The sequence below is a fragment of the uncultured Aggregatibacter sp. genome, from assembly GCF_938046485.1.
Classification (GTDB): domain Bacteria; phylum Pseudomonadota; class Gammaproteobacteria; order Enterobacterales; family Pasteurellaceae; genus Aggregatibacter.
Genome location: NZ_CALIWN010000068.1, coordinates 1 through 10,436 on the forward strand (window position 1 = coordinate 1; position 10,436 = coordinate 10,436).

12 protein-coding genes and 1 pseudogene are annotated in these 10,436 nt (G+C 42.4%); 3 read left to right on the forward strand and 10 right to left on the reverse strand.

The genetic code is table 11. The features are described from left to right. From Q0203_RS08620 to modA, 3 genes are all read right to left on the reverse strand, one after another. A partial coding sequence (locus Q0203_RS08620; protein ID WP_297931540.1) for an ATP-binding cassette domain-containing protein occupies nt 1-459 on the reverse strand: 459 nt, incomplete at its 3' end. Then, nucleotides 446-1,174, reverse strand: coding sequence for a molybdate ABC transporter permease subunit (gene modB / locus Q0203_RS08625; protein ID WP_297931543.1), 729 nt, complete (start codon nt 1,172-1,174; stop codon nt 446-448). The genes Q0203_RS08620 and modB, both read right to left, overlap by 14 nt. Nucleotides 1,175-1,241: 67 nt before the next feature. Continuing rightward, entirely contained in the window at nt 1,242-2,006 is a 765-nt protein-coding gene (gene modA, locus Q0203_RS08630) for a molybdate ABC transporter substrate-binding protein (RefSeq protein ID WP_297931545.1), read from the reverse strand. A 205-nt stretch (nt 2,007-2,211) separates the two neighbouring features. Here modA and Q0203_RS08635 point away from each other — a divergent pair, with 205 nt between their 5' ends. Next, nucleotides 2,212-2,991, forward strand: coding sequence for a TOBE domain-containing protein (locus Q0203_RS08635; RefSeq protein WP_111294100.1), 780 nt, complete (start codon nt 2,212-2,214; stop codon nt 2,989-2,991). Nucleotides 2,992-3,097: 106 nt separating this feature from the next. On the opposite strand, the gene yfbR is transcribed toward Q0203_RS08635, so the two are convergent. The 6 genes from yfbR to Q0203_RS08665 form a co-directional block, all read right to left on the reverse strand. Further along, nucleotides 3,098-3,694 carry a 5'-deoxynucleotidase gene (gene yfbR / locus Q0203_RS08640; protein WP_021616929.1) on the reverse strand — a complete coding sequence of 199 codons (597 nt, stop codon included), beginning with the start codon at nt 3,692-3,694 and terminating at the stop codon, nt 3,098-3,100. Between the two features lie 11 nt (nt 3,695-3,705). Then, nucleotides 3,706-4,719: an outer membrane-stress sensor serine endopeptidase DegS gene (gene degS / locus Q0203_RS08645; protein WP_297931550.1), complete on the reverse strand. Its 1,014-nt coding sequence runs from the start codon at nt 4,717-4,719 to the stop codon at nt 3,706-3,708. A 7-nt stretch (nt 4,720-4,726) separates the two neighbouring features. Beyond that, a complete protein-coding gene (gene ribD, locus Q0203_RS08650; RefSeq protein WP_297931553.1) occupies nt 4,727-5,851 on the reverse strand; it encodes a bifunctional diaminohydroxyphosphoribosylaminopyrimidine deaminase/5-amino-6-(5-phosphoribosylamino)uracil reductase RibD in 1,125 nt (374 codons plus the stop codon). After that, on the reverse strand, nt 5,851-6,303 hold the full coding sequence (nrdR, locus tag Q0203_RS08655) for a transcriptional regulator NrdR (RefSeq protein ID WP_297931556.1): 453 nt from the start codon (nt 6,301-6,303) through the stop codon (nt 5,851-5,853). The genes ribD and nrdR overlap by 1 nt, the downstream gene beginning before the upstream one ends. 127 nt (nt 6,304-6,430) lie before the next feature. Then, on the reverse strand, nt 6,431-7,519 hold the full coding sequence (rlmM, locus tag Q0203_RS08660; protein WP_297931559.1) for a 23S rRNA (cytidine(2498)-2'-O)-methyltransferase RlmM: 1,089 nt from the start codon (nt 7,517-7,519) through the stop codon (nt 6,431-6,433). Beyond that, on the reverse strand, nt 7,512-8,417 hold the full coding sequence (locus tag Q0203_RS08665) for a transcriptional regulator GcvA (RefSeq protein WP_297931562.1): 906 nt from the start codon (nt 8,415-8,417) through the stop codon (nt 7,512-7,514). Before Q0203_RS08665 ends, rlmM begins: the two co-directional genes overlap by 8 nt. Nucleotides 8,418-8,699: 282 nt before the next feature. Here Q0203_RS08665 and Q0203_RS08670 point away from each other — a divergent pair, with 282 nt between their 5' ends. Both Q0203_RS08670 and Q0203_RS08675 read left to right on the forward strand, forming a co-directional pair. Further along, entirely contained in the window at nt 8,700-8,834 is a 135-nt protein-coding gene (locus tag Q0203_RS08670; protein WP_021616935.1) for a hypothetical protein, read from the forward strand. A 39-nt stretch (nt 8,835-8,873) separates the two neighbouring features. Next, on the forward strand, nt 8,874-9,893 hold the full coding sequence (locus Q0203_RS08675) for a branched-chain amino acid aminotransferase (protein WP_209362723.1): 1,020 nt from the start codon (nt 8,874-8,876) through the stop codon (nt 9,891-9,893). Between the two features lie 305 nt (nt 9,894-10,198). Here the strand turns inward: Q0203_RS08675 and Q0203_RS08680 are convergent. Beyond that, nucleotides 10,199-10,378, reverse strand: a pseudogene (locus Q0203_RS08680) (DDE transposase); the annotation flags it as partial. Between the last annotated feature and the right edge of the window lie 58 nt (nt 10,379-10,436).

Sequence of the window (10,436 nt, forward strand, 5' to 3'; positions counted from 1 at the left end):
GTCGAGGATGATGATTGGCGCGTTTTTCAGCAGGGCGCGGGCGATGCTGATGCGCTGTTTTTCGCCGCCGGAGAGGGTCAGCGGATAACGTTTTAATAAATGCCGAATGCCTAATAAATCCACAATATAGTCAAATTCTTCCCGACTGGCATTTTTCATGCCATACGTTAAATTACCTTTTACATTGTAATGGGAAAATAATCGGGCGTCTTGAAACACATAGCCCACGCGTCGTTGATGGACGCCGATTTGTTGACGATTGGCAGTATCGACTAAAGTGCGGTCATTTAAGCGAATAAATCCTTCATCCGGTTGAATAAGCCCACTGACTAAATTGATCAAAGAGGTTTTGCCGGAACCGGACAAACCGAAAATGGCCGTGACGCCTTGAGAAGGAATGGCTAAGTTGGCACGAAGTGCTAAATTGCCCAATTGTTTTTTTATATTAATGTGCAACATTTGTTTGTCCCAACTTGTTTTGCATGCGTTTATTTAACCATTCCGATAAAAAAAGTGAGATAAGAGAGAGTATAACGGCAAAAATGCATAATCTCGCCGCTTCTTGTTCCGCCCCTGGCGTTTGAATAAAGGAATACATGGCCAAGGGAATGGTTTGAGTTTCACCGGCAATATTGGACACAAAGGTAATGGTGGCGCCGAATTCCCCTAAAGAACGCGCAAAACCAAGCACAATACCGGCGAGAATACCCGGTAAAGATAACGGTAAGGTAATCGTTAAAAACACCCGCCACGCAGAAGCCCCCAGTGTTCTGGCGGCCTGTTCCAATTTTAAATCAATACTTTCAAGGGAAAGGCGAATGGCACGCACGACCAAAGGGAATGCCACTACCGCAGAAGCTAATACAGCCCCTTTCCAGCTAAATCCAAAGGTCAATCCAAACCATTGATACAAATATTTCCCGATAAAACCATTGCGTCCCATGGCAACCAATAAAAGATAACCAATGACAACCGGCGGCAACACCAAAGGCAAGTGAATAATCCCACCCACAATGGATTTGCCATAAAAATCTTTTCGTGCCAAAAGCCATGCCACCCAAACGGCAACAGGCAAACTCCATACCATAGCACTGACCGAAACCTCTAAACTCAAGCGAATGGCATCGATTTCTAATGGGCTCAAGCCTAATAACACTAGAAACTCTGTAAACAAAATTCAATTCCCTATATAAACAAAGCGTAGCATCATGGCTACGCTTAATGAGTCAAAGTCGGTTTGCTTATTTTACAGAGAAACCGTAATCAGCAAATACTTTTTTCGCTTCAGGCGATTCTAAGTATTTCAAGAATGCTTGCGTTTCCGCATTGTTGTGATCTTTTAAAATCGCAACCGGATAATCCGCCGGTTTGTAAGAATCTTGTGGGAACACACCAATCGCTTTCACTTCTTTGCTCACTTTCGCATCAGTTGCATACACGATACCCAAAGGAGATTCGCCACGTTCAACTAAAGCCAATGCTGCACGCACGTCTTTGGCACGAGCTAATTTGTCTTTGACTTGATCCCATAAGTTTAATTTGGTTAACGCTTCTTCCGCATATTGACCGGCAGGTACGTGTGCAGGGTCACCTACAGACAAATAAGCATCTTTTAATTGCTTGATCCATTCGCCTTTTGCGATATCAACGTTTTGTAATTTGCTGTCTTTTTGTGAGATTAAAACCAGTTCATTACCCACTAATAATTTTTCGGTTTCTTTAACGGTTAACCCTTTTTCTGAAAGGTATTTCATCCATTTTGTGCTGGCTGAAATAAATAAATCGGCAGGCGCACCTTCTTCAATTTGTTTTGCTAAAGTTGAAGAAGACGCAAAAGAAAATGCCACTTCTTCTTTCGGATTCACTTTTTTGTAATCTTCTGCCACTTGTTTTAATGAATCGGTCATTGAAGCAGCAGCAAACACAGTCACTTTCGCCTGTGCAGAAAGAGAGAATGCCAAACAAGCTGCCGCTAAACCGGCAGCGATTTTTGAATATTTAAACATAGTAAAAACTCCGTTTTGGTTAGTTAATAAGTTATATATAGCGCAAATTATACAACGAAAATAGAGAAATAAAAGGCGTATAACCCATTATTTAAAAAACAAAATATGCCCTAACCTTTCGGAGGTAGGGTTAAACATTCTTATTCTTTTAGAAATATAGTATGATGTGCCGCATATAGTCGTCAGCGCAATTTTGAGGAACACAATGAACGGAACAGAAATTTTACTCACCATTAAACTGAAAGAGACCCTTTTCGCCGATCCTAAACGCATCCGTTTATTACAAGAAATTGAAAAATGCGGTTCCATCAATCAAGCGGCTAAAAATGCCAATGTCAGTTATAAAAGCGCTTGGGATCACCTTGAGGCGATGAATCAAATCAGCCCGAAACCGTTGTTAGAACGTAATATCGGTGGGCGAAATGGTGGCGGAACGGCATTAACCGTTTATGCACAACGTTTATTGAAACTCTATGATCTATTAGAACAAACCCAAGAAAAAGCCTTTGATATTCTGCATGATGAAAAAGTGCCGTTAAACAGTTTGCTCTCCGCCATGGCGCGTTTTTCCTTGCAAACCAGTGCCAGAAACCAATTTTTCGGCAAAGTACAAGCATTAAGATTTGAAGATATTCACTGTTTTGTTGACATTCTTTTAGAAGATTTTGACAAACCGCTGACTGTCTCTATCACCGAAAAAAGTGCGGTGCGCTTAAAACTTGAATCTGACAAAGAAGTCATGGTGATGTTTAAAGCGCCATGGGTCAAAATTACCGCCAATCCGCAAGAAAATTTGCCAAATCAATTTAAAGCGACGGTCACATCCATTATTGATAAAGGTGAAGCCGGTGAAGCGATTTTAGTGTTAGAAGGCTCAAACATCGAGTTCTGTGCAACGCTCACCAAAGATCAACATGTGGAAATCAATCAGTCCGTTTGGGCTTCTGTTGATCCGGAACAGGTGATTATTGCGACGCTTTATTAATCTCTAAAGATAAAAAGTGCGGTGATTTTTCACCGCACTTTTGCGAGCAAGGTAATAAAAAATCTCCGCCTTTTTTACTTGGGCGGAGATTTTTTATACATCAAATTTACAACGTAATTTCATCAATGGATTTGCCGAAACTCGGTACAAACACCTGCAAAAAATAATCCATTTCGGGGCTTTGCCATTGATCCATCAATTTTTCTAACCGCACTTTTGCCGATTTAAATTCCTGGTTGCCGTTTTCCAGCTCAAATTTCACCTTTATATAAGCGCAAATTAAATCCGCCTGTTTCACAATGTGCTTTTCTTCCTCTGCAAAACATTGATTATCCAAATAAGGTAAAAAATCGGCTTGTAATGCTTCCGGCAGTAAACTCATTAAATGCAACTCAGCCGCTGTTTCAATTTGTTTATAGGCGTGCGTGATCTCTTCATTGAAATATTTGATTGGTGTAGGCAAATCGCCGGTGAAAATTTCTGAGGTGTCGTGATACATCGCCATGACAGCAATTCGATCCGCGTTGAGTTGGGCACCGTAAAAACGGTTTTTAATGAGCGCTAATGCATGGGCAACAAAAGCCACCTGCAAGCTGTGTTCCGCCAAATTTTCTCGTTCAATATTGCGCATGAGCGACCAGCGCTGAATCAATCTGAGACGATCCAAACAGGCAAAAAAATGACTGGTTTTAACTTGTTCCATGCCACCACCTATTAATTAAGGGTATATTCTTCGATAACCACCGGAATGTTATACACTTGGCCCAAGCGGGAAATCTCAACCTGAACCCGTGTATTCGGACGCACATCCGCGATAAGTTTCATCATTTCTGCCGGTGAACGTGCCTCGACCTCATTGATTTTCAGAATAATATCGCCTGCCTGTAACCCGGCTTTTGCTGCCGGGCTATTCGGAATAATGCTGGTGATCAGCACACCTTGCGAAGATGCGCCTTGCCCGTTGCTAAATAAAATATCCGTTTGTACACCGAAATACCCCCGAATAACACGTCCATCACGAATAATTTTTTTCATAACGTCGTTTGCCAAATCAATGGGAATGGCAAAATTTAGCCCTTCTGCAATTTCATTGGCGGTTTTGCCAATACTTAAGGTGCTGATACCCAATAGCTCACCGGCAGAATTAATTAACGCCCCACCAGAATTGCCTCGGTTAATGGAGGCATCAGTTTGGATAAAGTTTTGGCGACCCAGTGCTTCACCGACCGCACTACGCCCTACCGCACTGACAATCCCTTGCGACACACTTTGCCCCAAATTGTATGGATTACCAATGGCTAACGCCACATCGCCCACATGCACAGGGCGATTGGGATTTTGTGGAATCGTGGATAAGTTATCCGCTTTGATTTTTAACACGGCTAAATCCGTTAACGCATCCGAACCAATTAATGCCGCATCAAAAATGTTACCGTTTTGCAATGCCACCACAATTTGATCGGCATTTTGAATCACGTGCTTATTAGTCAGAATGTAGCCGTCTTTCGACATGATCACGCCGGACCCCAAGTTATTCACTTGGAACTGAGAGGAAGAGGAAGTAAAGGCTTGATTATAAACATTCACCACGGCAGGCGAGGCAATACGCACAGCATCCCGATAAGAAGCAACATCATGTTGAGAGTCAGTGATTTTAGGCATGACATACAAAATCACGGCAGCAGAAGCCAAGCCGATAATCGCCGAATGAAAAAGTTTCTTTAGCATCAGTTCCTCATTTTCTTATATAAATTAACTTGAGATCATCGCCAACAGGTTCGCAAGATTGCAGTTGCCATAAAGGCGCATCGGCAAGTTGCGTTAAATTAGGCAAATGGCATAAATCTCTGGCTTGATCGCCTAATAATTTTGGCGCCATATAAATAATCAGTTCATCCACCAGATTTTCAGAAATTAATGCGCCTGCCAACGTCGCACCCGCTTCCACCCAAAGGGTGTTAATTTGACGCTTGCCTAACTCTGCTATCAATGCCTGCAAGCGACTTTCGCCTTGGTGTCGATTTAATTTTAAGTAATCAGTAAAAGGCGGAAAATCTGTCAGCGAATAATCATCTTCGCCCACCAACCAAACCGGTGATTCCGTTAAAAACACCTTAAAATCCGACCGCACTTTATGGGTGGAATCCAAAATCACCCTCACCGGTTGGCGTAGTTTTTCTTGTGGATAACCGGCTTTTACGTCAGGCGGTAATTCTTCCCAACGCACATTTAAACTGGGATCATCCGCCAGCACCGTTTGTGAAGTCGATAAGATCGCGGAAGCTTTAGCGCGATATTGCTGTACATCCGCCCTTGCCTGTGCGCCGGTAATCCATTTGCTTTCGCCACTTGCCATGGCAGTTTTGCCATCAATACTCATGGCCAGTTTTAACTGTACGAAAGGCTTGCCGGTACGCATGCGTTTTAAAAAGCCTTTATTCAGCTGTTCGGCATTTTCTTCTAATAATCCCACCGCACTTTGAATGCCTGCGTCGCTTAAAATCTGTAGTCCTTTACCCGCCACTTGAGGGTTCGGATCGCACATCGCCGCAATCACTTTACTCACGCCAGCTTCAACCAAGCCTTTCGCACAAGGCGGCGTACGCCCAAAATGCGAACAAGGCTCTAAGGTGACATAAGCTGTTGCACCACGGGCATTTTCACCGGCTTCACGTAATGCCATGACTTCTGCGTGTGGCTCACCGGCTTTCACATGAAATCCTTTGCCGACCACCTCGCCGTCTTTCACCAAGACGCAACCCACAGAAGGATTTGGCGTTGTGGTGAATTCGCCCTGTTTGGCTAAATCAAGCGCCAGTTGCATAAAAGCAACATCTTGCGGGCTGAATTGTGTCTTCATCAATGATCCTTTAAGTTTTCGATTTCTTGGCTAAATTGGTTGATGTTATCAAAACTCAAATAGACGGAGGCAAAACGGATATACGCCACTTTATCTAAATTCTTTAATTCTTCCATCACTAACGTGCCTACTAATTTACTTGGCACTTCGCGCTCACCGGTCGCGCGCAATTTGTGAATAATACGGCTAATGGCTTTTTCCACATCGTCCGCACTCACGGGACGTTTTTCTAACGCATGTTGAATGCCACGACGTAATTTATCTTCATTAAACGGCTCACGATTGCCGTTATTTTTAATCACTTTCGGCACAATTAGTTCTGCCGTTTCAAAGGTCGTAAAACGTTCGTGACACTGACCACACTCTCTACGGCGACGCACCTGAAAACCGTCAGAAACCAAACGACTGTCGATAACTTTGGTTTCTTCTGTCGAACAAAAAGGACAACGCATACTTGTCTCCCATCATAAATAGCGAAAAAAACAACCGCACTTTGGCGTAAATTGTCCCAGTATTTTACACATGATTGGCACAACGTGCGGGATAAAAACAACCTTTTTTAGGTCGATTTCACGATGCCTAGAGCAAACGCAAGTAAACCGTGATTTCTTCCCGATCATGATACAGGTGTTTTGCCTGTAATTGGAATTTTAACCCTTGTTGGGACAATTTATCCGTAATAAATTGCAGACATTGTTGTACTTCCGCATAGCGTTTTTTCATCGGCAGCTTCAAATTAAAGATCATGCTATGACACCAGCCGTTCAACAGCCATCTCACCATTAACTCGGCAATTCGGCTTGGCTGTTCCACCATGTCGCACACCAGCCAATCAATTTTACGTCGTTTCGGCGGCTGAAACTTAAAGCCGTCTTCAGCACAATGTTCAATGCGCCCCGTATCATGCAGACTGGCGGCCATTTTGCCGTGATCGACGGCATATACAAATAAACCACGTTTCACTAACTGATATGTCCAACCGCCCGGGCAAGCGCCGAGATCCACGGCATACATGGTTTCATTAAGCAATTCCGCTTCTTTTTGGCGTGGAATAAAACTCAAAATCGCCTCTTCCAATTTTAATGTAGAGCGACTTGGCGCATCTGCCGGGAATTTTAAACGTTGAATGCCCATTAAATGCGCAGAATGATTGTGATTGTAAGAGTAGCCCACATAACAAGTATTATTTTGTAAGAAAAAAACATGCAATGTCAGACCGCTCTTTAAGTTACTTTTTGCATTTAGCCAGCCTTGTTTTTTCAACGCTTGGCGCAGTGGCACAGTGAATTTACGGCAAAATCCAAGTAATTCCTTCGCTTCGTTCGTATCGGCGGTTTCAACCCATAATTCATTGCTATTTGTTAATGGAATGCTTTCCGCAATTTGCTGATATTGTTGAAGAATCGGGGTAATACGATCCTGTTGTGGTAAATCCGTCAGCAAATTGGAAACCACGATCATTTGACGGGCAAAAATCAGTTGTTGAAAGGGCAATTCTCGTGCCAATAAATCCGCCTCGCCAGGCTGATAACATTCAAAAATTACATAGCCGCTGTTTTCGGTGACACGGGCGAAGCCAAAGACGCCTTTTTCTGCTGCTTTATCGGTGATTTCCGCCGCCAACTCGCGCTCAAATCCCATCCGACAATATAATGCCAACTTATTCATTTTCTTGTTTATTTTCTTCTTGATTAATGGTTTGAATAATCCAGGAACGGAACGCCACAATGCGCTCATCATTGCTGTTATCTAAATGATTGACCACATAAAAGGATTTCGGATCTCGCAAATGGGTATCAAATACCGGTTGTAAATTGCCGTTTTCCAACTCTTGTTGCGCTAAAATACGATTGGCAAGCACGATGCCTTGTTCATGAATTGCCGCTTGCAACGCCATGAACGTATGACTAAAGATTGGGCCTTGCTGAATATTTAATTCCTCCAACGCCAAAGAATTCGCCATATGTTGCCAATTATCGCGGGTATGAATATGCAACAAAGTATGCTGTTTTAAATCCTGTGGTTGATGAATCGGTTTTTGTGCCAATAACTTCGGTGAGGCGAGAATGAGCAAATCCTCTTCCACCAAGGGATCCACTTGTAAGTTATCCCAGTTGCCTTTGCCGTAATAAATTGCAATATCAATGTCTTGGCTAAGCAAGCCTTCATCTTGATCGACCCCTTTTAAGCGCACTTCAATGTCGGGATACAATTTATTAAATTCGCTCAAACGTGGCACTAACCACTGGATACCGAAGGTTTGCGGCACGCTGATGGTTAAATGTTTATCATTTTTTAAGGCCAGCAATTTATCTGTCGCCTCAACCAAACGGTGTAGGATTTTCGTGATGTCGGCATAATAGGCTTTGCCAAAATCCGTTAATTCCAGCGCACGATTTTTGCGTTTAAATAATGCAACGCCTAAGAAATCTTCCAGCAGCTTGATTTGATGGCTAATCGCCGCTTGCGTCACAAACAATTCATCTGCCGCTTTTGTGAAACTTAAAAATCGGGCGGCAGATTCAAATGCTTTGAGCGAATTTAAAGGTGGCAAACGTTTATACATAGTATTTCTCAGTGATTCATTTTTTAGAAAACAATCAGATTATTTTTTTTAATCAGTTTGATAAAAAAATCTCTTTTGCCCATTATGCGCATTCTACTTAGAATGAAACCATACTTAAGTCGTGATTTCTTCTTTGTTAAGATTTTCAATTAAGTATGATGTTGTGTTTGCATATTGTTTGGTTTTTCCAAACGTGAGTAACGAAAGTTACACTTTCTTTTCATTTCCTGTATATTCGGCCATTTTCGCCAGACACCGCTCCGCAAAAGAGCGGTGTTTTTTATGCAAAATTCTACCATAGTTAGCCGTTTATTTCTTGCGCCAGTTCACAAAACGCCAAAAACAATGCCGTTATTATTTCAAAAATTCAGTGATTTTTATGATGAAAATATTTTCAATCCAAATGGAATGGTGTAGATTAAAAACGATTTAATCGAAATATATTAAGGAAATAGCATGTCAGACTTACTTGATTGGAAAAATCTCGGATTCAGTTATATCAAAACAGATTATCGTTTTATCGCCCGTTGGAAAGACGGCAAATGGGACAACGGTGAATTAACGACAGATAGCACATTACATATTCACGAAGGTTCTACTGCACTGCATTACGGACAACAATGTTTCGAAGGCTTAAAAGCGTACCGTTGCAAAGACGGGTCAATCAACCTTTTCCGTCCGGATCAAAACGCGAAACGTATGCAAAACACCTGTGATCGCCTATTAATGCCACAAGTGCCAACTGAATTATTTATTCGCGCCTGTAAAGAAGTGGTGAAAGCCAACGAAAAATGGGTTGCGCCCTATGGCACAGGTGCGACACTTTATCTTCGTCCATTCGTTATCGGTGTTGGTGAAAACATCGGTGTACGCCCTGCACCGGAATACCTTTTCTGTGTCTTCTGTTGTCCGGTTGGTGCTTATTTCAAAGGTGGCATGAAACCGTCTAATTTCTTGGTAACCGATTATGACCGTGCCGCACCACATGGCACCGGTGGCGTCAAAGTCGGCGGAAACTACGCCGCAAGCCTATTACCACATGAACTTGCCGCAAAACGCCAATTTGCCGATGCCATTTATCTTGATCCGAAAACCCATACCAAAATTGAAGAGGTGGGCGCGGCAAACTTCTTCGGTATTACGCGCGATAATAAATTTATCACACCACGTTCAGACTCCATTTTGCCAAGTATTACCAAATATTCCTTGCTTCACTTAGCCAAAGAACGTTTAGGCATGGAAACCATTGAAGGCGATGTCTATATCAATGAACTCGATAAATTCGCGGAAGCAGGCGCTTGCGGAACAGCCGCGGTTATTTCACCTATCGGCGGCATTCAATATGGCGATGACTTCCACGTTTTCTATTCAGAAACTGAAGTTGGTCCAATCACCAAACGCCTTTATGACGAGCTCACCGGCATTCAATTTGGTGATGTCGAAGCGCCGGAAGGCTGGATTGTGAAAGTCGAGTAGTGAGACATAAAAAAATACCGAAAAGAAAAAGTGCGGTGGATTTAAAACTATTTCAGTATTATGTAGCAGTTGCACAAAGACCGAAAATTGACTAACGTCGCATTATAAATTAAATGCCTTTCCGAGATGATCTTGTAAAAGGCATTTATTTTTCCTGGAATTCTACTAACAACATCATCATTTTTCACGCAAATTCTCCATTTTCCGTTGATTTAGGCGTAACAAGTTCGCTCAACCTTCATTTCGGTAAGCTAGTTATTCCTTTCTGTTTAAATCTGACGAAATATCTCTAAGCGTGTTGCAAGTTACGCAGCTAACAGAATTTCACCATATTTCATTTGTTCTTCTAATTGCTTGAAGTAGTTTTGTGAAATCTCTTCGGGGGCAAAGGCTTTCATACCGAGAAGTTCACCTTCGCGATGATTATCCTGCCAATAACCAACCCATTCTTTGAATGGTAGAACCCATAGACAACGTTTGAGGACATTTGTAGTGGTACACTAATCCCGCAGTCCTCAATAGGTGGTAAAATACCATCAACAA